Raw genomic sequence first — 25,774 nt, forward strand, 5'->3', positions numbered from 1 at the left:
CCTGATTGTTTTTATCGAATGTGGGTCACGCCGAGTGAGCAATTCACTCGGCGGCGGAGCAATGACTACAGTGCCTGAGCGGTTTTTTCTCCGTTGACCAGGCGCGTCAGCCCCAGTGGATTGCTGTTTTTCAAGGCCTCGGGGAGCAAGGCATCGGGGAAGTTCTGGTAGCACACCGGGCGCAGGAATCGATCGATGGCCAGGGTGCCCACCGATGTGCCACGAGCATCAGACGTCGCCGGCCATGGGCCGCCGTGAACCATCGCGTCGCAGACTTCCACACCGGTGGGATAGCCGTTGATCAATACGCGACCCACCTTTTGCTCAAGCACGGCCACCAGGTCGACGGATTGTTCCAGTTCGGCCGGTTCACCGATCAGGGTCGCGGTCAGTTGCCCGCGCAGGCCTTGCAGGGCCGCCAACAATTCAGTTCGATCCGACACCTCGACCACCACGGTGGCGGGGCCGAAAATTTCCTCTTGCAGCAACTCATCGCCGGTCAACAGCAAGCTGACGTCGGCCTGGAACAATTGCGCCCGGGCTTGATTGCCCTGTTGCTTCTGCCCCGCCAGATGCATGAGCCGCGGATGCGCCAGCAAGGTTTCGCAGCCGTGCACATAACTGCGCAGGCCGCCGGCATTGAGCATGGTTTGCGCCGGTTGATCGGCGATCAAAGCAGCGAGTGCCTTCACGAAGTGGCTGAACGCTGGCGAACGAATACCGATGACCAGGCCGGGGTTGGTGCAAAACTGACCCGCGCCCATGACCACTGACGCGGCCAGTTCGGTGGCGATTCGTTCGCCGCGAACTTGCAGGGCTTCCGGCAGGACCAGCACCGGGTTGATGCTGCTCATCTCGGCGAACACCGGGATAGGCTGCGGGCGAGCAGCGGCCATGTCGCACAGCGCCCGGCCGCCTTTCAACGAACCGGTGAAACCGACGACCTGAATCAACGGATGCTTGACCAGCGCTTCACCGACGCCGGCACCGAAGATCATGTTGAACACGCCGGCCGGCATAGCAGTTTTCTCGGCGGCGCGAATGATCGCTTCGGCCACTCGCTCTGCGGTCGCCATATGGCCACTGTGGGCCTTGAACACCACCGGGCAGCCAGCCGCGAGGGCAGCGGCGGTGTCGCCACCGGCGGTAGAGAAGGCCAACGGAAAGTTACTGGCACCGAAGACGGCCACCGGGCCGACGCCCAGACGACATTGGCGCAGATCGCCCCGAGGCAGGGGCTGGCGTGCAGGCAGCGGCAGGTCGATGCGCGCACCGTAGAAGTCACCGCGACGCAGGGTTTGGGCAAACAGGCGCATCTGGCCGCTGGTGCGGGCCCGTTCACCCTGGATGCGCGCCGCAGGTAAAGCGGTTTCCTGGCAGACCAGAGCGACGAAGTCATCGCCCAGTGCATCCAGTTCGGTGGCGATCGCGTCGAGAAACTCGGCACGGCGCGCGGCAGGCAGGTTGCGGTAAGTCGACCAGGCCTGGGCGGCAGCCGTGGCAGCAGCGTCGACTTCCTCGACCGTTGCCTGAATAAAGGCAGTGGGCAGTGCTTGCCCGGTGGTCGCGTCAACGCTGTGCAGCACCACCGATCCGGCGGCGCTTCGGCCACCGGCGATAAAGTTGTGTCCGGACAGTTGGGGCATGACAGTCTCCTGACCGTGATTGGAAGCTGGTCGATACTCTACTGTCGCCAAGCGATTCTTTCCCAATGGCATTTTTGGATTAACCGATAACGAACCGTTATCGAAAAAGTGACCCGTTTTTTGACCTGCAGGAGCCGGTTTGCTGGCGATGGCGGTCTGTCAGGCGCCTCCTGTGTCGAATTATCGGGCGCCCTCGCCAGCAAGCCGGCTCCTACAGGTTTCGATGCGCATTTCAACCAGCCAGATCGCGAGCCAATCGGGCGTTCTCCTTGAGTATCTCGGCAAATTCCAGAGCCGCGCCGACCAGGTACTCGCCTTTGCGCGTGAGGATGCCGTAGTCCTGCGGGACCAGGTGCAGCGGTGTATCCAGGGTCTTGAGCTGACCGCTGTCGAGCAACGGATTGACCATGGCTGTGGGCAGCATCCCGATCATCGGCCCGCGCCGCAGGACCTGCAGGAAGGTTTGCATGGATATGGTATCGATCGTGTTCCTGGGCATCCTCACCCCCGCTTCGGCGAACGCCAGTTCCATGCGCCCGCGAATCGGCGTGCCAACCGGGTAGAGAATCCACGGCAGATCGACCAATTGTTCTAACGAGGTCGGACCGGCGTCAGCCAGTGGATGGCTACTGTTGACCACGATGCAAAACGGTTCCGGGGCTAGAGGCTGGAAGTCATAGCGCTGCTGCTGGCTTTGATCGGTGAAACGGGCGACCGCCAGATCCAACTTTTTCTCTTCGAGCATTTCCATCAAGTGGTTACTGGTTTGCTCCACCACCTCAATCGACAGCAAGGGCCAGCGTTGCTTGATCTGCAATATGGCCTCGGGCAAGGCCACCGCCGTGGCGGCGAAAATTCCGCCGACCTTGAGATGACCATGACCGCCCTCACGCAGGCTGCTGATCTGCTCGACGAACGAGCGGGCATCGTTCAGGGCGATCTGCGCATAGCGCAGCACATGCTCGCCCAATGCCGTGGGCGGCATGCTCCGGGGTTGGCGTTCGAACAGCGCGAAGCCGAGCAGGCTTTCGATTTCCTTGAGCATCTTGCTGATGGCGGGTTGGCTGAGGTTCATCTGCTGCGCCGCCAGGTGCATGTTGCGCGTGCGCCCCAAGGTGTCGATCAGCAGCAAATGGCGGAACTTGAGCCAGCCACAGAAGCTGGAGAAGGACAGATCGGACATGGGGATTCCTCAAGGCAGCAATAACCAGACGTTATCGAATACTGAATATATCTCATTGGAGTTTATCGACTGCCCGCCCTAGCGTGAAGGCTTTACGAACCAGGAAGATTCGCCATGTCGCTACTGCTTACTCCCGAAAACACCCTGCCGGTCGACGGCGTGGCCGGTACCTTGATTGGCCGCGCCTGGGTTCCTGGCAGTATCGCCGGGCCTTCGCCAATCGTTCTGCGCGCCGACGGTGTATTCGACCTCTCAGAGCGTTTCGCGACCTTGAGTGATTTGCTGGAAGCGGATGCGCCACTGTCGGCCGTGCGGCAGACAGCCGGCACCTTCATTTGCAGCGTCGAAGCACTGCTGGCCAACACCGGTTCCGACACTGATCCAACCAAGCCTTATCTGCTACCGCCCCTGGACCTGCAGGTGATCAAGGCCGCGGGCGTGACTTTCGCCGCCAGCATGATCGAGCGCGTGATCGAGGAACAAGCCGGCGGTGACGCAGCAAAAGCCGAAGCCGTACGAGCCACTGTGCAAGCGGTGATCGGTGACAACCTGCGTTCAATCGTTCCAGGCTCCGAAAAAGCCATGCGCTTGAAAGCCTTGCTGATCGAACAAGGCATGTGGTCGCAATACCTGGAAGTCGGCATCGGCCCGGACGCAGAAATTTTCACCAAGGCACCGGTTCTCGCTGCCGTCGGCAGCGGCAGCCGCATCGGCATTCATCCCGGTTCGCAATGGAACAACCCGGAGCCGGAAGTGGTGCTGGCCGTGAACAGCCGTGGCCAGATCCATGGCGCGACCCTGGGCAACGACGTCAACCTGCGGGATTTCGAAGGCCGCAGTGCGCTGTTGCTGAGCAAGGCGAAGGACAATAATGCGTCCTGCGCGATCGGGCCGTTCATTCGCCTGTTCGACGAACACTTCAGCCTGGATGATGTACGCGCTTGCGTGGTCGATCTGGAAGTCCTCGGCGAAGACGGTTACCGGATGCAGGGCTCAAGCTCCATGAGCCAGATCAGCCGTGATCCGCAAGACCTGGCCGGCCAGACGCTCAACGCCAATCACCAATACCCTGATGGTTTCCTGCTGTTTCTCGGTACTCTGTTCGCCCCTACCGAGGATCGCGATCATGCCGGCAGTGGTTTCACCCATAAATTGGGCGACCGGGTCAGCATCAGCAGCCCGTTGCTCGGCAGCCTGCACAACCAGGTGACCCACAGCTCTGAGGCCGCGCCCTGGACCTTTGGCGTCAGTGCCTTGCTGCGTAACCTGGCGTCCCGGGGACTGCTCGCACGCTGAAGCCACACCGGATTGTCGATTCATCCAATTACAAGAGAGACCCGATCATGAGTGACACCCCCAAGCGCCGCCTGCGCAGTGAGCAATGGTTCAACGACCCTGCCCATGCGGACATGACTGCCCTGTACGTCGAACGCTACATGAACTACGGGATGACCCGCGAAGAGCTGCAATCGGGCCGCCCGATCATCGGCATCGCCCAGACCGGCAGCGATCTGACGCCGTGCAACCGCCATCACCTGGAGCTGGCGCAGCGGGTCAAGGCCGGTATTCGTGATGCCGGTGGCATTCCCATGGAATTCCCGGTGCACCCGATTGCCGAACAGTCCCGTCGGCCGACGGCCGCGCTGGATCGCAACCTGGCGTACCTGGGGCTGGTGGAGATTCTCCACGGCTATCCACTGGACGGCGTTGTGCTCACCACCGGTTGCGACAAAACCACCCCGGCCTGCCTGATGGCCGCCGCGACCACTGACCTGCCCTCCATCGTCCTGTCCGGTGGGCCAATGCTCGACGGTCATCACAAGGGTGAGCTGATCGGCTCCGGCACCGTGCTCTGGCATGCACGCAATCTGATGGCTGCCGGTGAAATCGATTACGAAGGTTTCATGGAAATGACCACCGCGGCATCGCCCTCGGTCGGTCACTGCAACACCATGGGCACGGCCCTGTCGATGAATGCCCTGGCCGAAGCGCTGGGCATGTCGCTGCCGGGTTGCGCGAGTATTCCGGCGCCCTATCGCGAGCGCGGACAAATGGCCTACGCCACCGGCAAGCGCATTTGCGAACTGGTGATGCAGGATGTGCGGCCCTCGCAAATCATGACCCGCGAGGCGTTCGAGAACGCCATCGCCGTCGCCTCGGCATTGGGCGCGTCGAGCAACTGCCCTCCTCACCTGATCGCCATCGCCCGGCACATGGGTGTCGAGCTGAGCCTCGATGACTGGCAACGCATCGGCGAAGACGTGCCGCTGCTGGTCAACTGCATGCCGGCGGGCAAGTACCTGGGCGAAGGCTTCCACCGCGCAGGCGGCGTGCCGTCGGTCATGCACGAACTGCAAAAAGCCGGGCGCCTGCACGAAGACTGCGCCACGGTCAGCGGCAAGACCATCGGCGAAATCGTCAGCAGCAGCCTGACCAGCAACGCCGACGTGATCTATCCCTTCGAGACGCCGCTCAAACATCGCGCCGGTTTTATCGTGCTCAGCGGCAACTTCTTCGATAGCGCGATCATGAAAATGTCCGTTGTCGGTGAGGCGTTTCGCAAGACCTACCTGTCCGAGCCCGGTGCGGAAAACAGCTTCGAAGCACGGGCCATCGTGTTCGAGGGGCCGGAGGACTACCACGCGCGCATTGACGACCCGTCGCTGGAGATCGACGAGCGCTGCATCCTGGTGATTCGTGGTGCTGGCACCGTGGGCTATCCCGGCAGTGCCGAAGTGGTGAACATGGCGCCACCCGCGGCGCTGATCAAGCAAGGCATTGATTCCCTGCCATGCCTGGGCGACGGTCGCCAGAGCGGCACTTCCGCCAGCCCGTCGATTCTCAACATGTCGCCGGAAGCAGCCGTGGGGGGTGGTTTGGCATTACTGAAAACCAACGACCGTCTGCGCGTCGATCTCAACGCACGCTCGGTCAACCTGTTGGTGGATGAAGCCGAAATGGAGCGCCGCCGCGCCGAGTGGACGCCGAATATCCCCGCCTCGCAAACCCCATGGCAGGAGCTGTACCGGCAATTAGTGGGACAACTGTCCACCGGCGGTTGCCTGGAACCGGCGACCTTGCACATGCGGGTCATTGCGCGCAGTGGCGGCGAGCCGCGGCATTCGCACTGACGGTCGCTCATGACCGAGGAAGTGCTTATCAGCAGATCCAGAGTTGATCTTGGCCGGGACTCAAGTCCCGGCTCGTCTCAGACGTCAAGGATCGACTTGCCCCATCAGTTCGGCCACTGATTCCTTGCGATTTGCGTAGCGCTGAGCGAGTACCGCACAGACCATCAACTGAATCTGATGGAACAGCATCAGCGGCAGGATCAACACGCCAATGGTGCTGCCGGCGAACAACACCTGAGCCATCGGCACCCCGGTGGCCAGGCTTTTCTTCGAACCGCAGAACAGGATGGTGATGCGGTCTTCCTGATTGAATCCAAACGCTTTGCCAAGCACGGTAGAAGCCACCAGGACCAACCCCAGCACCACACAACAGGCGACTACCAGCCCGGCCAGATCCCGCAGCGGAATCTGATGCCAGATGCCTTCGTTCACCGCTTCGCTGAAAGCCCCATAGACCACCAACAGAATCGAGCCCTGATCGACGAACTTCAGCCAACTCTTGTTGCGCCCGACCCAGGCGCCGATCCAGCGCCGCGCGATTTGTCCAGCAATGAACGGCAGCAACAGTTGCACGCTGATTTTCAATATCGCATCGACGGTCGAGCCGCCGTCGCCGTGCACGTTCAGCAGCAAGGTCACGAGTAATGGCGTGAGAAAAATCCCGAACAGGCTGGAGGCCGCCGCACTGCAAATCGCCGCCGGAATGTTGCCGCGCGCCAGAGAGGTAAAGGCAATCGCCGACTGCACGGTTGCGGGCAGCGCGCAGAGGTAAAGCATGCCCATGTACAGATCGGCACCAATCATCGGTGACAGGATCGGTTTGAGTGCCAGACCGATTAGCGGGAACAGCACAAAGGTCAGACTGAACACCAACAAATGCAGGCGCCAGTGTCCAGCGCCGGCGATGATCGAGTCACGCGACAGCTTGGCCCCATGCAGAAAAAACAGCAGGGCAATGGCGCTGTTGGTCAGCCAGCCAAAGCCTACCGCGACCTGACCGCTGGCGGGCAGCAAACTGGCGAGAGCCACGACGCCGATCAGGGTCAGGGTGAAGTTGTCGGGTAAAAAGCGAGGGCGAGTCATCAGGGTCATCCAGGATTGCCGGGAACGTGATGACGACTCTAACGCGCCGGGTGTTTACCGACTAACGCTAATAAGCCAGTGGATGTCGGCTAAAGGACAGATAACGGCAGCCATGTGATTTCGCGATCGATCATGCCCCCTCATGAGCGAAACCGAACTCAGGCGCAGGCTGGGCCTTTAGGTTCTGGACCCGGTCGCTTATGGTGCAAACAGGTCGTATTCATCGACCTGAATAGCCCAACCGACCTCGAAACAATGCCTTGAAGCAACTCCGTAGATGTAAGCCACTTGCGCCCCTAGGACGAGATGGCATTTAACTGGTTTGCTCGACGACCTTAATCTGCGTCAGTCCAACCCGGTCTGACTGCTCTAAAATCTCACTGGGTGTCGCGTCCGCATTGGGCATCATCAGGCTGTTCTCTCCATCCCCAAAATGCAGCTCAAGCAGATGCATCGCCGCTTCTTGTAACGGCAAGCGAGTCTGCTTGAGTTCGAACAAGTGCGTGCGAGGCTCGCCGTTGAACAGATACTCCAGAACGAATGTGCACATGTCGGGTTCCTTCTGATGGGAAAAACGCAGCAGTCATCCAGATCGAGTTTTCCGCAATTAACGCATGAACAATCATCATTGCTCACCTTCCCTGCATATTCATTGTTGAGCTCAAAGCCAACAATCGTGCAGAAGTGCGCCCGCCTGGGTGGACAATCACGACCCGTTGAGCCCGAACCGGTACTCCAGAATCAGACACGACGCTGTGCCCACCCCAGAAGAATCAAGCCCCGATAGATTCGGGGCTTGATGGGTCAGACGGCATCAGGATTTGCGACCTCCACCCCCGCTCATCCCATCGTCCCTGCGCCCCATGTCAGATGATTTATCGCGGTCGGTGAGATCACTGTCGCGACCACTTCCTTGCCCCCCGCCGGACGATTGATCAGCCCTGTTGGACTGTTGTCCGCCAGATGCCTGGCCTCCTTTCTGGCCCGGTTTGGACATTTTTTCTTTATCGTCGGCGAATTCGCCTCCGCGATTCGTCCCCTGCCCGCCTCCACTCATGCGGTCGCTATCGCGCGATTGTTGTCCGCCGGAAGCTTGACCACCTCTTTGGCCTGCGTCAGAGGGGCGTTGTGAATCCTTGGCAATGTTTTCGCGAGAGGCGTCTGCGCCTTTCTTGCCGACATCAGAAGTCTTGTCAGTGTCTTTAGAAAAATTGCCTGGATTGTTGTTTCCTGAATTGGCCATTTCTATTCACCTCAACATCGTTGGCACGAGCATGGGCTCGTTCAATTCGGAGGACGCACGAAAGAGAAAGTTTGAACGGAATTATTGGGCTCGCGACGAGCGGATCGGGGCATTTGGTTCCATTTGAAATACGCGCATTCGATAGGCGGCACGGCATCCATGGACAGGCACTTACGTCAGAAACCGGATCAAATGATCAATGCTTTACTAGACTTAATCACGCTTGGAAGTCCTCCATGCATCGCACTCGGGAGGTTGGTCAATGACCGAACACATCGTGCACTTTCATTGCCAGATCGATCAGGGAACCACTGAACGGTTCCGAGACTGTTGCCTCGAAGCCATCGATCAAGGCGCCACCTCCCTGCTCCTCAATCTTTCGACAAGCGGGGGAAGCACTAACTTTGGCTTCACCCTCTACACGTTCCTGAAGTCATTGCCGGTACCGCTATGCGCAATCAATGCGGGCAACATCGAATCAATGGGCATCATCATGTTTTTGGCCGCAGGCCGACGTATCACCTCGCCCCATTCGCGCTTCCTGATTCACCCGATGAACTGGTATTTCAGCCAAAAATCAGTGGACCACCAGCGCCTGCGTGAATACCTGTCGAGCCTAGACAACGACCTCGCCCGCTACGTGCAAATCTTCACCATCGAAACGGCTGACGCAGAGACCAAACTCGATATTTTCCACTGCCTTTCAGCCGAAGAAAAAGTCATCGCTGCGCATGAATCGCTGGCCTATGGCATTGCTCACGAGATGAAACAGATGATGTTTGCAGATGATGTCAAACATTGGAAAGTCAGCGGTGGATGAGCCACCCAGCGCCTGAAACCTGGTCCATTTACCGTGAAGCGACGCACGTTTGTTAACTCAGGCGCCCGGATTAGAAACTTGAATGAACACCGCCCAGGCACCCAGCAGTATCCAGAAGGTCGTAAAGATCCAGGGCGTACGCACCGAAAACAGCAAGGCTTTTCGGTAGCCTTTATGCGTTGACTCCCTTTCGGAAAACAAAGGTGATTCGTCGTACGCCAATCCCATTAGTGGCTCACTGCGAAGCAGCTCGCTCTGCTTGAAATACCAGTGATCGATAATGTCATAGGCCGCCCTTATGCCGGGCCAGGCGTTCAGGGAGCTGAGCACCCCAAATAGCGCCAGAAACGGTGGTACCACCAACGTAAACAGTTTGCCCCACTCGGGATTGAGGTTGGCCATGCAGGAAGCGAAGGCAATCACCAAAAAAGACTGTGCGGCAAGATAAGCATCCGTTCGATTGGCCAGGATGCTGGTCTCGTATTGAATTTCCCTTCTGTAAAAATCCAATCGCTCTTTCGGCGATCCAAACATCTTTGCGTTGTGCTCGTTCAGCTCGGTTTGATCGACGTGGGAGGTCAGGATTCTCGGCAAGATGGATTCACTCTAATCGTTTTGATACCTGGATTGCGTTCAGCACAATCCAGCATTAGGCCCAATCTCAGGCCTGAAAAGGCGCCGATACTCATTCTGTGTTTCACCGAATGCGACACCACCGTCATCTGAAGGTGATGCCCTTGCGAAAATTTTATAAAGATTGAAATGTTGCGACAGGCGGCGCTTGAGCAGGTTGATTTGCAGCATCGCAACGAGATAAAAATCATGAGCTATGCCAGGTAGCGTTCTGTCATCCCGATGGAACATTGATAACGGCCCACCCTCTATCGCAACACCAGCGAATCTGAGGACAGGCCCATGATCCATTCATTAACCGGTACGAAGCCAGGCGAGCGCTACGCCGTCGAACACCTCGATCACTCCCACGATTTCCCCGGGTTCTTTCTGGACGGAAAGTATTACCTGGAGCCCGAATTGATGAAGACTGATGGTGCACGTCTGAAACTGAACAAAGTCCGATACCACGCATCGGTAGATTCAACTTCCTCAGCGGCCCGGTATTGCTGGGTGGATGCCTGTATGCGCTCAATCGTCGACGCCCGGAGCGGGACCGTTAGCAACTGAAGCTTTGGACATGACGGCCTTTTACATCTTGGAAATCATCTACGGCAGCTCCGATTCCGACGAACTGATACCCAGGACGGTAAACAGTTCTTCCTTGATGAACTTCAAGACCTTTCAAAAAGGCCGTTTTCACTCAATGACTCTTGCATACACCGATCGATCCACATTGCCACCTGACAGGATCACCCCTACCCTTTTTCCCGCCATCGATTCACGCTCCTGCATCAGTGCCGCCAGGGCCGCCGCACCGGCGCCTTCAGCCAGGTTGTGGGTGTCGGTGTAATACACGCGCATGGCCTCGGCAATTTCCTCCTCGCTGACCGATACGATTCGAGCCGCAGCGGCCCCGTAGATGGCAAAGGCCTCGGGTATGGGTTTGCGCACGGCAAGACCGTCGGCGAAGGTGTTGGCGGTGGCGGTTTCGAGGATTTCCCCGGCTTCAAATGACAACTTCGCGGCCTCAGCTTCGGTGGAAACCACGCCCACCACCCGGGTTTTCAGGCCCAACGCGTCGCGAGCGGCGATCACTGCACAAATCCCCGAGCCACAGCCAATGGGCACGTAGACGGTGTCCAGATCCGGCGCGGCCGTGAACAGTTCCAGCGCATAAGTGGCCACTCCTTTGACCAGTTCGACATGGAACGGTGGAACCAGGTACAGACCATGTGCCTGTGCCAGGCGCGCAGCCTCTTCACGGGCCTCATCAAAATCGCGGCCGTATTCGACCACTTCGCCGCCAAAGCCGCGCATGGCATTGTTCTTTTCCAGCGAATTACCCTCCGGTACGACAATTAACGCCCTCAAACCGAGCGCGGCAGCTGCCAGCGCCAGGCTCTGCCCATGGTTGCCACGAGTAGCGGTGACAATGCCCTTGGCATGCGGGTGCTCGCGTTTGAGCCAGTGCATGAAGGTAATGCCACCGCGCACCTTGAATGCACCGGTCGGTGTATGGTTTTCGTGCTTGACCCACACCGTGCAACCCAACCGTTCGGCCAGCAAAGGCCAGGCGTACTGGGCGGTGGCGGGCATTACCCGGTACACGTGGCGGGCGGCTTGTTCGATATCGTCGCGAGTCAGTGGCTGCATGAGTTATCTCCTGGGTTTCGCCCAGTCTAGACACGGGCGCATCTCGCCGGCTTTCAAAAAACTGACCTGACTTTCTCGCCCCCTCGATAAAAAATGACAGCTAAGCTTTCTTCTGTATTTCGAGCTTATTGAGCAGAGCCATCCACAACCGCCTCGGAGGGGAGCCAGTGAACCGCTTCGCAATACTCATCGCGATCTCTTTCCTTATCACGGCTTGTCAGAGCAATGACGGCATCACCCGACTCGACAATTGTATTTGCTACAAATCGACCGAGGCACAGCACTTGCCAACATCGCAATTAGCCTGGAAGGACCCCGAAAAGCTGCAGGAGCAATTCTCCCACTGCGTTTGCCGAGCCTTGATTGACCTGAAACAGGTCGATGACCCTAGTAAATTTTTCACCCCCGGAACCGAAATAAAATGAGATGTGGCGCGTACATTCGGAGGCTGATCGCTTTCCGCCAGAAGCGTTTTCATCCGTGCCATTGGAGATCTCACCGGACTTTCGCCCTCTTCATTCATTACTATGCTGCTCATGAGTTATCGAAACCGTCCCCTGCCACCGCTCCAGCCTGAATCGGTACGTCGTATCGCAGTCGGGCCCTGGGCGATTGAGTTGCTACCCGGCGCCGCGTACGCGACCCGCTATGTGGCGACCCAGTCGGCGATTGGCTTTGCCTTCGACAGCCAGCGAGGTCTGCACGCCATCGGCAGCGACCGGGTGCAGCCCTTCGACGCCGTGCCCAACGGACTGGCGTTTGTCCCCGCCGGTTGCGACGTGTTGTCCGAGTCGCCCAAGGGCGGTGAATACCTGCGGGTGATACGCACTGATGGCCTGAGATTGGCGGGTGATCGTGCATTCAATAATCGTATTGATCCGCGGGCCATTGCCCTCGCCCTGCGAATGCGCGCTGCGCTGTTACAGGCTTCGGTGGAAAACGATTGGGAGGCCTGGGCACTCGCCTTGGCTGAACGGGCGACGGACAGCGAAGCGTCGCCCGTCCAAGGCTCCATCACCGGTAGCCGGATGCGTCTGCTCGATGAGTTCATCGATAATGGCCTCGATGGCCCGCTGGGCATACAGGCCCTGGCCGGGTTACTTGGATTGTCAGAAGGGTATTTCATTCGGGCATTCAAGAACGCCACGGGCAAAAGCCCTCACAGTTACCTGATCGACCGTCGCCTTGCCAAGGCCCGCGCACTGATGCGCGATTCATCCGCCAGCCTTGCGCACATCGCCCTCATCTGCGGGTTTAACTCCCAGGCACACATGGCGACCACCTTCAGACAGCGTCTTGGTGTGAGTCCGGCGCAGTTGCGGGGGACATCGGAGAACTTCACCCCCTAGACGCTCACACCTGATCCATGGCCTCGACCATTTCCTGATCCTCTCCCAGGAAACCGCCACTCTGATGCTGCCAAAGCCGTGCATAAACACCGTTCTTGCCAAGTAATTCGGCGTGAGTGCCCTGCTCGATGATGCGTCCGTGGTCCATCACGATGAGCCGGTCCATCGCCGCAATCGTTGACAGCCGATGGGCGATCGCGATCACGGTCTTGCCCTGCATCATTTCATCGAGGCTTTCCTGGATGGCTACTTCGACTTCCGAATCCAGCGCGCTGGTGGCCTCGTCGAGCAGCAAGATCGGGGCGTTCTTGAGCATCACCCGGGCAATCGCGACGCGTTGGCGCTGACCGCCCGACAGTTTGATGCCGCGCTCGCCGACTAAGGTGTCGTAGCCGGTGTGACCTTGGCGGTCGCTCAGTTGGCTGATGAACTCATCGGCCTGGGCACTAGCCGCGGCGCTGCGGATTTGTGCATCGGTCGCATCGGGTCGGCCGTAGGCGATGTTGTCGCGAATGGAACGGTGCAGCAGCGAGGTATCCTGCGTGACCATGCCGATGGCACCGCGCAGGCTGTCTTGCGTCACGTGTGCGATGTTTTGGCCGTCGATACGAATCACTCCGCTGTCGACATCATAGAAGCGCAGCAACAAGTTGATGAGCGTGGACTTGCCCGCACCGGAGCGGCCTACCAGGCCGATTTTTTCGCCTGGGCGAATGTTCAGGCTCAGGCCATCGAGCACCTGGCGTTCGCCGCCGTAGTTGAAGCTCACGTTATCGAAAGTGACCGCGCCACCGGAGGTCAGCAGGACGCCAGCGTCCGGCGCATCCTGCACTTTCGGGCCGCGGGTAAGGGTTGCCATGCCATCCTGCACGGTGCCGATGCTCTCGAACAGCGAGGTCATTTGCCACATGATCCAGTTCGACATGCCATTGATACGCAACGCCATGGCGGTGATGGCCGCCACCGCACCGGCGCCGACCTGACCCTGGTGCCACAGCCACAAGGCATAGCCACCTGCCCCCATGATCAACCCCACCACCAATGCCTGGTTGACGATCTCGAACTGGCTGACCAGGCGCATCTGGCGAAAACCGGTTTGCTTGAAGTCTTCCATCGCTGCACGGGCGAAGTGCGCTTCACGATTGGAATGGGAGAACAGCTTCACCGTCGTGATGTTGGTGTAGGCGTCCGAGATACGCCCGGTCATCATCGACCGCGCATTGGCCTGTTCCTGCCCGACTTTTCCCAGGCGGGGCACGAAGTACCACATGGCCAGGCCGAACAACACGGCCCAGGCCATGAAAGGCAGCATCAGTTTCAGGGCGAAGCCGCCGGCCAGCGCGATGATCGCAATGAAATACACGCCGATACCGGGCACGATCTCGATCAGCGTGAACAGCACGTCGCGCACCGCCAGCGCCGTCTGCATCACCTTGGTCGTGACCCGGCCGGAAAACTCATCGGAAAAAAACGAAAGGCTTTGGCGCAGCATCAATCGATGGAAGTCCCAGCGCAGCCGCAACGGCAAGTTAATCGCCAAAATCTGGTGTTGCACCATGGTGCGCAACGCCACCAGCCCGACACTGGTCACCATGACGATGCCCATGCCCCACAACACGCGACTTTCCTGCGCCGCGGCCTCGCCGCCTGCCTGCCAGGTTGAGAGCAGGTCCACGACCTGCCCGAGGAAGGAAAACAGCCAGGCTTCGTAAATCGACACACCGGCACTGAGCAGCGCAAGCGCAAGGATGTAACCGCGGGCGCCACGCGTGCAGGCCCAGAGAAAACGCGCCAGGCCGTTGGGTGGCGGCGGTACCTCGTCAGGAGGAAAGGGGTCGAGCCTTCGTTCAAATGCACGAAGCATGGTGTTCTCCAAAACGATCAAATTGAGGGGATTCTGCCATTGAACGGTTGCTTTGAGGGTTTTGCGAAGTTGAGGCCGGGCACCGCACTCCACAAAAACTGTGCACAAGGCCCGATCAAAGGCCATGGCTTGTCATGAATTGAAAACGCGTTGTCGCCAAATGAAATGTTGACCGCCTCGCCGTCTATTAACTTCTCAAGACCTGTGTGGCAAGCCCTGACTTTCTGCGGCTCCCCGGCCGACGCACTGCCCGGTCGCTTGCCTACAGCCATAAAACTTCCGGGCGCCCGTTTTGGGCGCCTTACCGGGTGTCACCATGAACAAGAAAAATAAAGACCTCTCCCAACAAGCTGCCGTGCACACGTTAAACCTGAATCCGGTGTTCAGTCCCCGCAGGCGCGACCTGTTAGGCACTGCTCGCATGGTCCTGCAACAAGTGTTAAAGCAACCCGTGCATAGCGCGCGGCATATGGCTGCATTCGGCGTTGAGCTGAAAAACGTTCTGTTCGACCGCTCGCAGCTCAAACCAGCGGCGGGAGACAAGCGTTTCGACGAACACACCTGGCAGCGCAACCCGCTTTACCGTCGCTACATGCAGACTTACCTGGCCTGGTGCCGGGAGATGAACGACTGGATCAGCACCAGCAACCTCAGCGAACAAGACGCTCATCGTGGTCAGTTCGTCATAGGCCTGCTGACCGAGGCGATGGCTCCGACCAACACCTTGGCCAACCCGGCAGCGCTAAAGCGCTTCTTTGAAACCGGTGGCAAGAGCGTGCTGGATGGTTTCTCGCAGCTGACCAAGGACCTGATCGAAAACGGTGGCATGCCGAGCCAAGTGGACAAGACGGCTTTCGAAGTCGGCCACAACCTGGGCATCACCGAAGGTGCAGTGGTGTTCCGCAATGAAGTGCTGGAGTTAATCCAGTACAAGCCCCGCACCGAACAGGTACAGGCGCGTCCATTGTTGGTGGTGCCGCCACAGATCAACAAGTTCTACCTGTTTGACCTGACGCCGGAGAAAAGCCTGATCCGTTTTCTCCTCAACAGTGGTATCCAGACCTTCGCGATCAGTTGGCGCAATCCGGGCAAGGCGCAGCGTGAATGGGGTATGTCCAGCTACATAGATGCGCTGAAGGAAGCGGTCGACGCGGTGCTTGCGATAACCCGCAGTGCTGACCTGAACACTTTCGGAGCCTGCTCCGGTGGCTGCACCCTGTCCTCGCTGTTGGGTCACTACGCCGCTCTGGACGAGAAAAAGATCAATGCCTTTACCTTGGCGGTCAGTATGTTGGACATACGCCCCGACACCCAGGTCGGGCTGTTCGCCGATGAGAAGTCCCTGGAGGCGGCCAAGCGGCGCTCCTATCAGAATGGCGTGTTGAAGGGTCGCGAGCTGGCCAAAGTCTTCGCCTGGATGCGCCCCAATGACTTGATCTGGAATTACTGGATCAACAACTACCTGCTTGGCAACGAGCCACCGGCATTCGATGTCCTTTATTGGAACAACGATACAACCAACCTGCCCGCCACGCTGCACGGCGAATTCATCGACATGTACCAAACCAACCCGCTTGCCCGCGCCGGCGCCCTGGAAGTCTGCGGCACGCCGATAGACCTCGGTCAGGTCACCAGTGACTTTTACTGCGTTGCTGGCCTCACCGACCACATCACCCCGTGGGACGCCTGCTATCGCTCCATGCATTTGTTTGGCGGTCAGGGCGAGTTCGTGGTGTCCAACAGCGGGCATGTTCAGAGCATTCTCAACCCACCGGGCAACCCCAAGTCGCGCTTCATGACCGGCAGCAACCTCCCGGTCGAGGCTCAGGCGTGGATGGCGTCTGCCAGTGAACAGGCCGGTTCCTGGTGGCCGCACTGGATGGCCTGGTTGCAAGCACGTTCGGGCGAGCACAAAAAGGCTCCCGCCAAGCTGGGCAGCAAGGCTTATGCCGCTGGTGAGGCTGCGCCGGGTACCTACGTGCACTTGCGCTGAATCCGCAGTTATTGGATGGGCGTCTGTGCCCGGTGCCCATCCCTTCCTCGTTTTCAGCCTACCCCGCCACCACGAAAATGATAATCGGCCCGCAAACGGCCAACAGCACATTGGAAATCGCATAACACACGGTAAAACCGATCACCGGCGTATTGCTGCCGGACTGTTCGATGATTTTGTTCATCGACGCCGCTTCGGTCTGTGCCCCGGCCAGGGCACCGAACAGGATCATCGGGTGCAGGCGCAGCACGTAGCGACCGAAATACAGGGCCACCAGTGGCGGCAAAATGGTGACCACTGCGCCGGATAACAGCAGCGCCAAGCCCTGCTCCTTCATGGCCGCGAAGGCGGCAGGCCCCGCCAGTAGGCCAACCACCGCCCCGAACGCGGTCAGGCCGAATTCGGAAAACGCCCATTGCGCGGCGGGTGGCAGTGCGCCGATTTCCGGGTGTCGTGAGTTGTACCAGCCAATCACCAGCGCGGCGACCAGCACACCGCCACCGATGCCGAGTTCCACCGGGATCATCCCGATATGCGTGGACAGCAAACCCAGCAATGAACCCAGGACCATCCCCAGCGTGTGCACGGCAATATCGCTTTTGTAGTTGCTTTCACGAATCCGCCCCAAGCGCTTGGCCAGTGCCTCGACGCTGGCGGTGCGGCCGGTCAGGGTCAGCACGTCCCCCCGACGCAACACGGTGTTGGGCAGCAACGGCAATGCGTAGCCCTGCCGGGTAATGGTGTTGATGAAGCAGCCCAGGCGCCGAGTATTTTCCAGCCGGGATTTGGCCTGGTGAATGGTCTTGCCGGCAAACTCCGGCGAGGTCAGGACAATATCGACCTCGCGAGTCGGAAACGACAGCGATTCGGGATGGTCGATCTCCGGCCCCACCCATTGCGACAGCGGGCCAACGGCATCCCGCAAGGCGTAGACCCCGACAATGTCGCCGGCTTTGAGGATCAAACTTTCATCTCGCTCGATAATCACACCATCGCGCACCACCCGTTCGATGGTCAGCGACTCGTGCCTTTGTTCGATGTCGGCAACGCGCTGCCCATTCGCGGCACTGTGGTCGGCGACCTGATGCGCTCGCACCACAATGCGCGTGTACGGTACGGTGATTGCGTCTTCGTCCTTGGCGATTCCCAGTTCCAGTTCCAGGTCACGGGCCGCTGCCCTGAGGTCGACGCCCAGCAACTTTGGCGCAACGCTACCGACGAAGACAATCAGTCCGATAGTGCCAAACAGGTAAGTGATCGCATAGGCAATTGCCATGTGGCTGTTGAGTTGAGCTTTGGCCGCGTCATCAATCGCAAGCTGATTAATGGCGCTTGTGGCCGTGCCCATGATCGCCGTATCCGTCAGTGCTCCGGCACCGAGCCCGGCAGTGAAACCGGCATCGAAGTGGAATATCGCGTTCATCAACAAAATCGCGCCCAGCGCGGTTGCGCACAGCACCACGCTGAGCACCACCAGCTTTAACGTACCTCGGTTGAGGCTGCCGAAGAACTCTGGCCCGCTCTTGAAACCGACCGCGTAAATGAACATCACGAAAAACACTGACTTCAAACCCGTCGGCACTTCCAGGCCGATCTGGCCAATCAACAGCCCCATCAAGAGAGCGCCCGCCACCGACCCCAGGTGAAAACTGCCGATACGAATACGACCAATGAACACGCCCAGTGCAATGGCCAGGAATACAGCAATTTCCGGATCCGTACGCAGGGCATGAAGCAGAAATTCAAGCATGGCGCGAACTCCCTTCTGTAGCTCTCAAAGTCCTTCGATTCCTGCGCGGGTGGGGCAGACACTTGTCTCGGGGGCGGCACTCATAGTGAATGAGGAACGTTGCGAAGCGAGTCTGTTTGTCGGGTTGGATTACAGACAACCTTTTAGCGCGTTCAGGTGCTTTCTGGCGATCCAGCGATACGTCGATGCGTAATACTTAGCCACCGAGCCGGACGCATCTGGATGGATGTCGACAAAATAGGCCTCACCCACTGTTGCTACCGTGTAGCCTCCTTTTTTGCCGGGTTCCTGAGTGGCTCCAGACTTGCCCTCAAACACGGGCATTTCCTGCCATTCGCGCTGGACGCAATCTGCGATGACTTTAGCGGCTTTTTTCGAATGCAAAACCTGGCGCGGTTCTTCGTTGCGCATCTCGTTCATGGTTGGCGTTGCACATCCCGCCAACAACGCCAAAGCTAACGTCCCTATGATCCCTTTCATATTGATCCCTCATGGAAATTTGCCGAACCGCCTCGGTTTTTTCACTTCTCTGGGAGTGTAGCCGAGGAAGAATTGAACGCTCTTCAACAGGTTTTTCTGCCGCATTTCAACCAGGCATCTGTCTCAGCGAGGGAACAACAACGTCACGGCAAAACGAAATCCCCACCCCTGTGCGCCATCTTCCGGGCTGTCGAGCCAGTAACGTGGCCCGGCTTGCACCGTTAATGGCTGACCACCGATTTTCAACAGTTGAGTGACCGTCAGGTTGACTGGCACAGCCCATTCTCGTGACTGCCAGTTGTAGGTGGATTCGGTGTTCACCCCGTACGTAGTGAGCGTGCTGGTGGTGTAGGAAAGAAAGGGTTGCAGGAAGGTCTGGTTAATTTTTTCCTTGTCGTCCGGCGGGCTGCCGTCCAGCCCCCAGATATGGTTGGCGAGTATTCCGTGAGTCCAGCCATTTGCCTGCTTTAGCGCAACAGCGGTCGGGCCGAGCCCCCACTGCTCGCTTCCGAGCAATTCATCACTGCCGGTGGGGATCAATATGGCCGGGCCGACACCAAGTATCCAGCCACTTTCCGTAGGCTTTTTCGGCGAAAAGAAAAAGCTCTGGGTAATGTCGCCGACCCCGGATTTGTCCGCCGCCCCATTGGGTGCCAGACCGTGTTGATCAATGACCGGCAGGATGGTGCGCGAAATCAGATTCCAGTCATCGTTGAGGGTAAAGGGCAGCACCGGCTGAATATTGGTCACGCTGTGCATGCCCTCGCCGGTCGGGCCCATTTTCTGGTCCCAGTTGTACTGCACCGGCAGGCTGTACATGGCAGCCACCGGATTGAGGGCTTTTTTTGCCAGCTCTGCCGAATCCTCAGCCTGGGCCATGGGCGCGAACCACAACGACGCAGCCAATGCCAAGGAGGTGTATCTCCATCGCTCTTTTATATCCATTGCTAATCACCTGTAGTCGACAAAAGCGCAGCACGGCATAAGCGTAGGCAACAGTGACCATTGTGCAACACATGGGCGTGGCTACAGACATCAACGCTCGACGCTCGACGCTCCGCGGCAACCGCCCAGATCATGCTCTCCGTCTCTACCCGAATCGCATAGCGCTCAGTGGATTGCAGAAGCGTTTCACAGCTTTTCAGCGTTTTTCATCGAATCGATTCAACCGGATCAGGTGATTTCACAGCACCGGCGCAAGCGATGATTCGCAACAGTCGCGCACTGGTTGGGCATCCCGGTGCAAAACATGCACCTGTACCTGCTACCGTCCCGTCGCGAGGCTGACCAGATTCTCTGTCGTCAGCCACGCTGGAGATGATTTTCATTCTGTGCAGCCAGCGTCCATCATCGAACAGCAAAGGTTAATGGCTGGGGTCAGCCATTCAAGCCATCAGGTACGACCCACGGAACCTGTGACCGGCAGATTACCGAGTAGCTTGAGCCCCGTCGCTTTCACAAAGGCGTCATAGTCCATCGGCCTCTCGATACGGGTTTCTGCGTTGGGCAGAACGTAAGCCCAGGCCCGTTTGGAAGAAGCGTCGTACACCAGCTTGAACAGACGCGTCGGCACCCAGACCTTGTTGTCACCGATGGTGCTGTGTCCAGGGTCGAAGAGTGGACCAGTAAAGACAAAGACATTGCCATCGGCACGCTTGGCAAACTTCCTGACATCCGCCTCGACCTTGCTCCAGATCTTGCGATTGTTGGTCGGGTCTTGCGGCACCATGTTCGACAGCGCAAAGGATTGGGCCATCGCATTGGGATTCGGCGCATCGGCGGCCGGGGATTGATGACCTCGGTCCACCGCGGGATGTTGGCTACGGTAGTCGCTCAACTCAGCCCGCCCGCTTTTTGGAATGCGCGGGTCCGGGTAGAACTGGTTGGTGCGCTCCTCCCCTTTGGCATCCTGAAGCTGGGCGGCATTCAATCGCTCGACCACCACCAGCGGCGTCTTGCTGGTTTGCGAGTACAGCACCGCGAAGTGGTCGGAACACAGGGCCAAGGGGTTCATGGTTGCAGGCACGGCGGCCACGTTGATGGGTTTGGCCGCGGGAAACAGATCGGCACAACCGTCGAACGAGGCTTGTTTCTGTTTGTTCGAATAAAGTTCCAGCGCCGCGTTCTGGCTGATCGAGCCCGAGCGCGAAACTTGTTCCTGATGCACGGCGGGCGGCTTGAGCAGGTCCAGCAGGCTGCGGGCCTGTGCCCCGGTGGAGAGCAAAACAAGGGCCGACAGCCCAACTGCAATTTTGCGTAGGTACATGCTTTAAATTCTTCGAATTGGATTTGAGGGGCAAACGTACGGCGAGTCCCGTTACACGGAACGAGGTGCGGGATTATCTAGCGGCGAGCATGATTTCACAGTCCTTGATCAAAATACCGATGCGGATCCGGTGGGCTCCGCGCCAAGTGCGGCTTATTGACCGTCACAAAGCCCTTTAGTGCTGAGCAGCGCTGCATCCTGGCTATCCAGGCACGCACGGTACTTCTAGCCCGACTTTCACCCGATCCAGCACGACGATGGTCTTGAACCAGGTGACGTTGGGATTTTCGGCAAACAATCGCCGCGACAAGGCCTGATATTCCTGCATGCTGGCAACGGTTATCACCAGGACGAAATCCACTTCGCCGGTGACGTAGTAGCACTGCTGGACTTCAGGCACCGCGAAGTGTGCCTTCATCGCCTCCAGTGCTTCGATGCTGGTGCGCTCGGTCATCACTTCCACAATGATCGTGATCGGCCGTCCCACGACAGTGGGGTCGACGATGGCCACGTTGCCCGTAATGACGCCCCGCTCTTCCATTCGCTTGATGCGCCGTTGAACGGCGGCCGTGGAGAGATTGACCTGCTCGGCCAAGAGCCGCAGCGGCATGGTGTTGTCGCGCTGGACCAGGTCGAGGATGGCACGGTCGAATTTGTCCAGCGATTCAGATGCTGCGTCGTGCTTTGCCATGGTCGACCCGCGAGAAAATTTCTCGAAAACTACCAGAAATCAGCACGCCTTTATCTAGCCTCGCGAAATATTATCTTGCTCGCCGAATGCATTTGCAGGCTGGCGGGAGACTCACACAAGGATGGTATTGCATGCTCGCACTGTTTCATCTTTCCCCTGTCCTGCTGGTGACGGCGATGCTCGTCGTGTTGCGCCGGCCGCCCGTTCACGCCGCGATTGCCGGCACCCTGCTTGTCGTCGTGCTATGGCTTGCCGGGGCTGCGGACGCGTGGCGCCCGGAGAGCATGGTGGCCGCCGCCCAAGACACGGCCGTGCTGTTTGCAAGTACAGCGTTTGTGATAGTACCGGGTCTGGTTTTCGTGATTTTCATCGAGCGCATGGGCGTCAATTTGGCGCTCAGTCAATGGGTGCGCTCACTGGGTCTGGGGCGCGGCGATCAAGTCGTATTCATCGTCCTCGGACTGGCGCCGTTGCTGGAGGCCATGACCGGCTTCGGCGTGTCTTTGATCGCCACGGTGCCGCTGCTGCTCAGTCTCTTCGAGCGCCGGGTCGCATTGCGAATCGCCCTGACCGGCATGGCGATCATGCCGTGGGGAACGCTGGGCCTGGCATCAGTCATCGGCGCCTCCCTGGCTCATGTGAATGCCCCCGCGCTGGCTTCGACCTCGGCACTCACCAGTGCACCGGTTTTCTTCGGGCTCAGTGCGATGGCACTGTATCTGGCCGGCGTTCGCGAATCGCGGGAATGGCGAGCGCTGGGCGTTTTCTGGCTGCTGTTCGTGGGCGTGCTTTACAGCGCCAGCCGGTGGTGGGGACCGGAAGTGGCCGGCGTGGCCGCAGGCCTGCTGACGTCAGCTGCGGTACTCTCAGTCGGGTTGTGGCGCCTGCGCCGCAGCGATACCGAGCGCAGTTCAGTGCATTGGCCACGTCAGGCATGGCCGTACTTGATGCTGATTGTCTTCATCGTCGCGTTGAAAATGCTCTGGACGATCACCGCTTGGCAGGATGCCTGGGTCGTACAAGGCAACCAGGTCACCTGGAAGCCACTGGCCTCGCCCGGTGTGGCTCTGATTCTGGTGCTGATCGGACTGGGGCTTTACACCCGCAGCACACAACGCACAGGGCCTGGCGTCAGCTTGCCTGTTGCATTGATTGCACGGGCGAAGCGGCCGTTGTTGACCATTCTCTTCTTTCTCGCGATGTCGCAAATGATGGTCAAGGCCGGGTTCCTGGCGGGGTTGATGCAATTGCTGGAAGGCCTCTCGCCCACTGCCGCGACCTCGCTGGTTGCCCTGCTTGGCGCGCTGTCGGGCTACATGACCGGGTCGAACGTGGGCGGCAACGCGATCTTCATGCCCGCCATCGCGATGCTGCCCGACTCTTCTCGGCTGCTGCTGGCAGCGGTACAAAACAGCTCGGCAGGCCATGCCGCACTGGGCTCTCTGTCGATCGTCATGCTGATTCTGGGGCTGGCGAAGACCCAGGCCCGGGAAGAGGCCGAACTGGTACGGTTTGGCTTTGCGCTGGTCTGTCTCAATACGGCGTTAGTCGCGCTGGGTGCCGCGTTACTCATCCTTGCGTACTAAGTCGTTCATACGCATGTATCTACCACACTTACCTACGCATAAAAGACGCCACCAGCCGGATCTTTAAACTTGCTCCATGGCCGTCGGCCTGATTGGCATAAACGCCAAACAGCTACTTCTCTGGAGCAAGAAAACATGAGTGCATCGCAAAAGGTCGTGATCGTTACCGGAGCGTCACAAGGCATCGGCGCTGAAGTCGTACAGGCATTTCGCAAGCTCAATTACCAGGTAGTCGCCACGTCCCGTTCGATCAAGCCATCGGACGTTCCGAACATCCTGACGGTCGCTGGCGATATCGGTGAACCGGCAACTGCGCAGCGTGTCATTGGCGAAGCCGTCGCGCGATTTGGCAGTCCGCAGCCTGTAGGATCTACCGCAGGCTGCGCATTTTTGGTCTATCACCTATTCAAGTCGGCAGCAGCAAATAGAAACTCATAGCATTCCTAACCTGTACTAGAGTCTTAGCTTGAGCGCTTTTTTGGGCTATGAAATGCCAAAGGCTTAATCATGCGCATAAGATTCCCCAGCCTTCCTGCACTCGGTGTCTACCTTGCCCTTGCCTGCCTTTTTGCCGGCGCATGGCTCACCCACCCTGCCCCCGGCCATTCTTCCTTTGCCCGGATAAGTCCGGTATTGCCGGCGGCAGATTCAGGAGTCAAGCCCATTTATACCAGCCGCTTCGCCTCCTCCGGGCTGGTGGACTTCGTGCACTCCTCGGCGGTCACGGCCTTGCCTGACGGCAGCCTGATGGCGGTGTGGTTCGCCGGCACGCGTGAAGGCGCCGCCGATGTGCAGGTACGCTCCGCCCGTTTCGACGTGAGCACCGGCGAATGGGGACAGGAGCAGGTCATGGCGACCCGGGAGACGACCCAGCAAAGCACGCGAAAATACATCCGCAAACTGGGCAACCCGGTCGTCGCACTCGCGCCGGATAATCGCCTGTGGCTGTTTTATGTCTCGGTGTCCATGGGCGGCTGGGCCGGCAGCGCAGTCAATGTGATGGTCTCGGACGACTTCGGTGTGCACTGGTCGGCGCCGCGCCAGTTGATCACTTCACCTTTTCTGAACATCAGCACCCTGGTCCGCTCGGCGCCGGTATTTCATGTCGACGGCTCCATCGGCTTGCCGGTCTACCACGAGTTTCTGGGCAAGTTTGCCGAGTACCTGTACTTGAGCGCAGACGGTGAAGTGATCGATAAATTCCGCATCAGCCACGGCAAAAACTCTTTGCAACCGGCAATCGTTACGCTGGATGGTCAACGCGGTATCGCCTTTTTGCGCTATGCCGGTGAGACCCACCACCGCGTCCTGGCGAGCCGCACTGAGGATGCCGGGCAAACCTGGAGCGAACCTTTTCCGCTCGTGCCTTCGAACCCCAATTCCTCGTTGGCGGCTGTTGCGACTCCCGACCAAAGATTGCTGGTAGCGCTCAATGACCTGCAAGAGGGACGCTTCAAGCTGAGCCTGTATGTCACCGATGCGAAGATGAACGATTGGCGCCTGTTGTACGATCTGGACAAATCACCGGATCCCGAGGGCGATCCGTTTTCCCCCCTCGCCTACAAGGAAATCATCAAGATTGAGTTCCGCGGCTCCAGTGGCAAGCAGCGCCAACCACTGGAGGCGCAATTCCTCGCCAACCTCGACAACCGTGTCTGCAAAAGCCAGGGGTGTGAATTTGAATATGAATACCCGTATTTCATCCGCAGTCCCGACGGGATGTATCACTTGGTTTATTCGTGGAACAACACCTTCATCAAACACGTCACCTTTAACGATGCGTGGCTGTCCGAGCGGCTCAAATGATTAGCCTGTGGCAAGCCCATGCAAGCTTCGCGATGATCATCTTCCTGATACTGCCGTTGTTCGGTCTGAACAGGGGCTGGCGAATCGCACTGCTACTTGCATTGCTGGCCATCAGCTTCATACCGCTGGGCGGGTTATCGCTGGCCGTTTACCTGCGCAGCCATATCGATGACCTTGCGATCACTTCATTGGTGTTCATGGGATGGGGCTGCTTGCGTCGACTGGGTGTGTTGCCGCCTTCGCTGCATGGGCAGACCCGCGTACTGATGCTCTTTGCCGCGATGGCCCTGGTGCTCTATCCGGCGACCATGGGCCTGAGTGATCTGGACCCTTACCGACTGGGCTACAACCCGCGTCCCATGCTGATTCTCCTCGGGCTGCTGACGTTATATCTGTTTTACCTGCGCAATTACCTGGGCGTAGTGATGTTGGCTGGCGCGACCCTGGCCTTCGTGGTCGGGATCAAACCTTCGCACAACTATTGGGATTACCTGGTCGATCCGCTGCTGGGCCTGTATTGCTGCCTCGCACTGCTGATGCTGGCGACGCGCTGGGTGTATCGCCGACTGACCACGCTGCGCGGCCCTCTGCGCAACGGATCCGTTTGAATCAACG

At 58.8% G+C, this 25,774-nt stretch carries 21 protein-coding genes and 2 pseudogenes; 10 read left to right on the forward strand and 13 right to left on the reverse strand.

The features are described 5' to 3' along the window. Window positions 1-65: 65 nt before the first annotated feature. Both ABVN21_RS11380 and ABVN21_RS11385 read right to left on the reverse strand, forming a co-directional pair. A complete protein-coding gene (locus ABVN21_RS11380) occupies window positions 66-1,646 on the reverse strand; it encodes an aldehyde dehydrogenase (NADP(+)) (RefSeq protein WP_339552180.1) in 1,581 nt (526 codons plus the stop codon). A gap of 232 nt (window positions 1,647-1,878) precedes the next feature. Continuing rightward, window positions 1,879-2,829 carry a LysR family transcriptional regulator gene (locus ABVN21_RS11385; protein WP_339552181.1) on the reverse strand — a complete coding sequence of 317 codons (951 nt, stop codon included), beginning with the start codon at window positions 2,827-2,829 and terminating at the stop codon, window positions 1,879-1,881. Window positions 2,830-2,943: 114 nt separating this feature from the next. On the opposite strand from ABVN21_RS11385, the gene ABVN21_RS11390 reads away from it, so the two are divergent. Both ABVN21_RS11390 and ABVN21_RS11395 read left to right on the forward strand, forming a co-directional pair. Continuing rightward, window positions 2,944-4,125, forward strand: coding sequence for a fumarylacetoacetate hydrolase family protein (locus ABVN21_RS11390; RefSeq protein WP_339552182.1), 1,182 nt, complete (start codon window positions 2,944-2,946; stop codon window positions 4,123-4,125). 47 nt (window positions 4,126-4,172) lie between these two features. Then, entirely contained in the window at window positions 4,173-5,960 is a 1,788-nt protein-coding gene (locus ABVN21_RS11395) for an IlvD/Edd family dehydratase (RefSeq protein ID WP_339552183.1), read from the forward strand. An 84-nt stretch (window positions 5,961-6,044) separates the two neighbouring features. Here the strand turns inward: ABVN21_RS11395 and ABVN21_RS11400 are convergent, their stop codons facing one another. From ABVN21_RS11400 to ABVN21_RS11410, 3 genes are all read right to left on the reverse strand, one after another. Further along, the gene (locus ABVN21_RS11400) at window positions 6,045-7,043 is read right to left on the reverse strand and encodes a bile acid:sodium symporter family protein (RefSeq protein ID WP_339552184.1); all 999 of its coding nucleotides are present in this window, start codon (window positions 7,041-7,043) and stop codon (window positions 6,045-6,047) included. 313 nt (window positions 7,044-7,356) lie between these two features. Continuing rightward, window positions 7,357-7,593 (reverse strand): hypothetical protein, encoded by a 237-nt coding sequence (locus tag ABVN21_RS11405; RefSeq protein ID WP_339552185.1) that lies wholly within the window; start codon window positions 7,591-7,593, stop codon window positions 7,357-7,359. Window positions 7,594-7,857: 264 nt separating this feature from the next. Beyond that, window positions 7,858-8,286, reverse strand: coding sequence for a stress protein (locus ABVN21_RS11410; protein ID WP_339552186.1), 429 nt, complete (start codon window positions 8,284-8,286; stop codon window positions 7,858-7,860). 262 nt (window positions 8,287-8,548) lie between these two features. Between ABVN21_RS11410 and ABVN21_RS11415 the strand changes: the two genes are divergently transcribed. After that, entirely contained in the window at window positions 8,549-9,106 is a 558-nt protein-coding gene (locus ABVN21_RS11415; protein WP_339552187.1) for an ATP-dependent Clp protease proteolytic subunit, read from the forward strand. 57 nt (window positions 9,107-9,163) lie between these two features. Here ABVN21_RS11415 and ABVN21_RS11420 read toward each other — a convergent pair whose 3' ends face one another. Next, window positions 9,164-9,640, reverse strand: a complete 477-nt coding sequence (locus ABVN21_RS11420; protein WP_339552387.1) for a hypothetical protein — start codon at window positions 9,638-9,640, stop codon at window positions 9,164-9,166. Window positions 9,641-10,021: 381 nt separating this feature from the next. Between ABVN21_RS11420 and ABVN21_RS11425 the strand changes: the two are divergent. After that, window positions 10,022-10,144 (forward strand): annotated as a pseudogene (locus ABVN21_RS11425) (short chain dehydrogenase); the annotation flags it as partial. Window positions 10,145-10,417: 273 nt separating this feature from the next. On the opposite strand, the gene ABVN21_RS11430 reads toward ABVN21_RS11425, so the two are convergent. Then, window positions 10,418-11,374: a threonine dehydratase gene (locus ABVN21_RS11430; protein ID WP_339552188.1), complete on the reverse strand. Its 957-nt coding sequence runs from the start codon at window positions 11,372-11,374 to the stop codon at window positions 10,418-10,420. A gap of 527 nt (window positions 11,375-11,901) precedes the next feature. Here ABVN21_RS11430 and ABVN21_RS11435 point away from each other — a divergent pair. Next, window positions 11,902-12,723, forward strand: a complete 822-nt coding sequence (locus ABVN21_RS11435) for an AraC family transcriptional regulator (protein ID WP_339552189.1) — start codon at window positions 11,902-11,904, stop codon at window positions 12,721-12,723. 4 nt (window positions 12,724-12,727) lie between these two features. Here ABVN21_RS11435 and ABVN21_RS11440 read toward each other — a convergent pair whose 3' ends face one another. Further along, on the reverse strand, window positions 12,728-14,587 hold the full coding sequence (locus tag ABVN21_RS11440) for an ABC transporter ATP-binding protein (protein ID WP_339552190.1): 1,860 nt from the start codon (window positions 14,585-14,587) through the stop codon (window positions 12,728-12,730). Between the two features lie 316 nt (window positions 14,588-14,903). Between ABVN21_RS11440 and phaC the strand changes: the two genes are divergently transcribed. Next, a complete protein-coding gene (gene phaC, locus ABVN21_RS11445; RefSeq protein WP_339552191.1) occupies window positions 14,904-16,580 on the forward strand; it encodes a class II poly(R)-hydroxyalkanoic acid synthase in 1,677 nt (558 codons plus the stop codon). Between the two features lie 58 nt (window positions 16,581-16,638). Here phaC and aspT read toward each other — a convergent pair whose 3' ends face one another. From aspT to ABVN21_RS11470, 5 genes are all read right to left on the reverse strand, one after another. After that, complete coding sequence (gene aspT, locus ABVN21_RS11450; protein ID WP_339552192.1) at window positions 16,639-18,330, reverse strand: aspartate-alanine antiporter; 1,692 nt, start codon at window positions 18,328-18,330, stop codon at window positions 16,639-16,641. A gap of 129 nt (window positions 18,331-18,459) precedes the next feature. Then, window positions 18,460-18,810 carry a hypothetical protein gene (locus tag ABVN21_RS11455; RefSeq protein WP_339552193.1) on the reverse strand — a complete coding sequence of 117 codons (351 nt, stop codon included), beginning with the start codon at window positions 18,808-18,810 and terminating at the stop codon, window positions 18,460-18,462. 123 nt (window positions 18,811-18,933) lie between these two features. Beyond that, the gene (locus ABVN21_RS11460) at window positions 18,934-19,689 is read right to left on the reverse strand and encodes a transporter (protein WP_339552388.1); all 756 of its coding nucleotides are present in this window, start codon (window positions 19,687-19,689) and stop codon (window positions 18,934-18,936) included. Window positions 19,690-20,203: 514 nt separating this feature from the next. Continuing rightward, a complete protein-coding gene (locus tag ABVN21_RS11465; protein ID WP_339552194.1) occupies window positions 20,204-21,076 on the reverse strand; it encodes a DNA/RNA non-specific endonuclease in 873 nt (290 codons plus the stop codon). A 202-nt stretch (window positions 21,077-21,278) separates the two neighbouring features. Beyond that, complete coding sequence (locus tag ABVN21_RS11470) at window positions 21,279-21,767, reverse strand: Lrp/AsnC family transcriptional regulator (protein ID WP_339552195.1); 489 nt, start codon at window positions 21,765-21,767, stop codon at window positions 21,279-21,281. A 131-nt stretch (window positions 21,768-21,898) separates the two neighbouring features. Here ABVN21_RS11470 and ABVN21_RS11475 point away from each other — a divergent pair, with 131 nt between their 5' ends. The 4 genes and pseudogenes from ABVN21_RS11475 (at window position 21,899) to ABVN21_RS11490 (ending at window position 25,767) form a co-directional block, all read left to right on the forward strand. After that, window positions 21,899-23,353 (forward strand): transporter, encoded by a 1,455-nt coding sequence (locus tag ABVN21_RS11475; RefSeq protein WP_339552196.1) that lies wholly within the window; start codon window positions 21,899-21,901, stop codon window positions 23,351-23,353. Between the two features lie 135 nt (window positions 23,354-23,488). Next, a pseudogene (locus tag ABVN21_RS11480) lies at window positions 23,489-23,704 on the forward strand (SDR family NAD(P)-dependent oxidoreductase); the annotation flags it as partial. Window positions 23,705-23,860: 156 nt separating this feature from the next. After that, window positions 23,861-25,159 (forward strand): sialidase family protein, encoded by a 1,299-nt coding sequence (locus ABVN21_RS11485; protein WP_339552197.1) that lies wholly within the window; start codon window positions 23,861-23,863, stop codon window positions 25,157-25,159. After that, window positions 25,156-25,767 (forward strand): hypothetical protein, encoded by a 612-nt coding sequence (locus ABVN21_RS11490; RefSeq protein ID WP_339552198.1) that lies wholly within the window; start codon window positions 25,156-25,158, stop codon window positions 25,765-25,767. Before ABVN21_RS11485 ends, ABVN21_RS11490 begins: the two co-directional genes overlap by 4 nt. The last annotated feature ends 7 nt before the right edge of the window (window positions 25,768-25,774 follow it).

The organism is Pseudomonas sp. MYb327 (assembly GCF_040438925.1).
In the GTDB taxonomy this organism is placed as follows: Bacteria; Pseudomonadota; Gammaproteobacteria; order Pseudomonadales; family Pseudomonadaceae; genus Aquipseudomonas.

Bases quoted from the DNA above. Each gene is read 5' to 3' on its own strand.
- ABVN21_RS11465 (WP_339552194.1), bottom strand. From the start codon at position 21,076: ATGTACCTACGCAAAATTGCAGTTGGGCTGTCGGCCCTTGTTTTGCTC.
- ABVN21_RS11460 (WP_339552388.1), bottom strand. From the start codon at position 19,689: ATGGCCCAGGCTGAGGATTCGGCAGAGCTGGCAAAAAAAGCCCTCAAT.
- phaC (WP_339552191.1), top strand. From the start codon at position 14,904: ATGAACAAGAAAAATAAAGACCTCTCCCAACAAGCTGCCGTGCACACG.
- ABVN21_RS11490 (WP_339552198.1), top strand. From the start codon at position 25,156: ATGATTAGCCTGTGGCAAGCCCATGCAAGCTTCGCGATGATCATCTTC.
- ABVN21_RS11420 (WP_339552387.1), bottom strand. From the start codon at position 9,640: ATGTTTGGATCGCCGAAAGAGCGATTGGATTTTTACAGAAGGGAAATT.
- ABVN21_RS11455 (WP_339552193.1), bottom strand. From the start codon at position 18,810: ATGAAAGGGATCATAGGGACGTTAGCTTTGGCGTTGTTGGCGGGATGT.
- ABVN21_RS11485 (WP_339552197.1), top strand. From the start codon at position 23,861: ATGCGCATAAGATTCCCCAGCCTTCCTGCACTCGGTGTCTACCTTGCC.
- ABVN21_RS11475 (WP_339552196.1), top strand. From the start codon at position 21,899: ATGCTCGCACTGTTTCATCTTTCCCCTGTCCTGCTGGTGACGGCGATG.
- ABVN21_RS11400 (WP_339552184.1), bottom strand. From the start codon at position 7,043: ATGACTCGCCCTCGCTTTTTACCCGACAACTTCACCCTGACCCTGATC.
- ABVN21_RS11415 (WP_339552187.1), top strand. From the start codon at position 8,549: ATGACCGAACACATCGTGCACTTTCATTGCCAGATCGATCAGGGAACC.
- ABVN21_RS11380 (WP_339552180.1), bottom strand. From the start codon at position 1,646: ATGCCCCAACTGTCCGGACACAACTTTATCGCCGGTGGCCGAAGCGCC.
- ABVN21_RS11430 (WP_339552188.1), bottom strand. From the start codon at position 11,374: ATGCAGCCACTGACTCGCGACGATATCGAACAAGCCGCCCGCCACGTG.
- ABVN21_RS11435 (WP_339552189.1), top strand. From the start codon at position 11,902: ATGCTGCTCATGAGTTATCGAAACCGTCCCCTGCCACCGCTCCAGCCT.
- ABVN21_RS11395 (WP_339552183.1), top strand. From the start codon at position 4,173: ATGAGTGACACCCCCAAGCGCCGCCTGCGCAGTGAGCAATGGTTCAAC.
- ABVN21_RS11440 (WP_339552190.1), bottom strand. From the start codon at position 14,587: ATGCTTCGTGCATTTGAACGAAGGCTCGACCCCTTTCCTCCTGACGAG.
- ABVN21_RS11385 (WP_339552181.1), bottom strand. From the start codon at position 2,829: ATGTCCGATCTGTCCTTCTCCAGCTTCTGTGGCTGGCTCAAGTTCCGC.
- ABVN21_RS11470 (WP_339552195.1), bottom strand. From the start codon at position 21,767: ATGGCAAAGCACGACGCAGCATCTGAATCGCTGGACAAATTCGACCGT.
- aspT (WP_339552192.1), bottom strand. From the start codon at position 18,330: ATGCTTGAATTTCTGCTTCATGCCCTGCGTACGGATCCGGAAATTGCT.
- ABVN21_RS11405 (WP_339552185.1), bottom strand. From the start codon at position 7,593: ATGTGCACATTCGTTCTGGAGTATCTGTTCAACGGCGAGCCTCGCACG.
- ABVN21_RS11410 (WP_339552186.1), bottom strand. From the start codon at position 8,286: ATGGCCAATTCAGGAAACAACAATCCAGGCAATTTTTCTAAAGACACT.
- ABVN21_RS11390 (WP_339552182.1), top strand. From the start codon at position 2,944: ATGTCGCTACTGCTTACTCCCGAAAACACCCTGCCGGTCGACGGCGTG.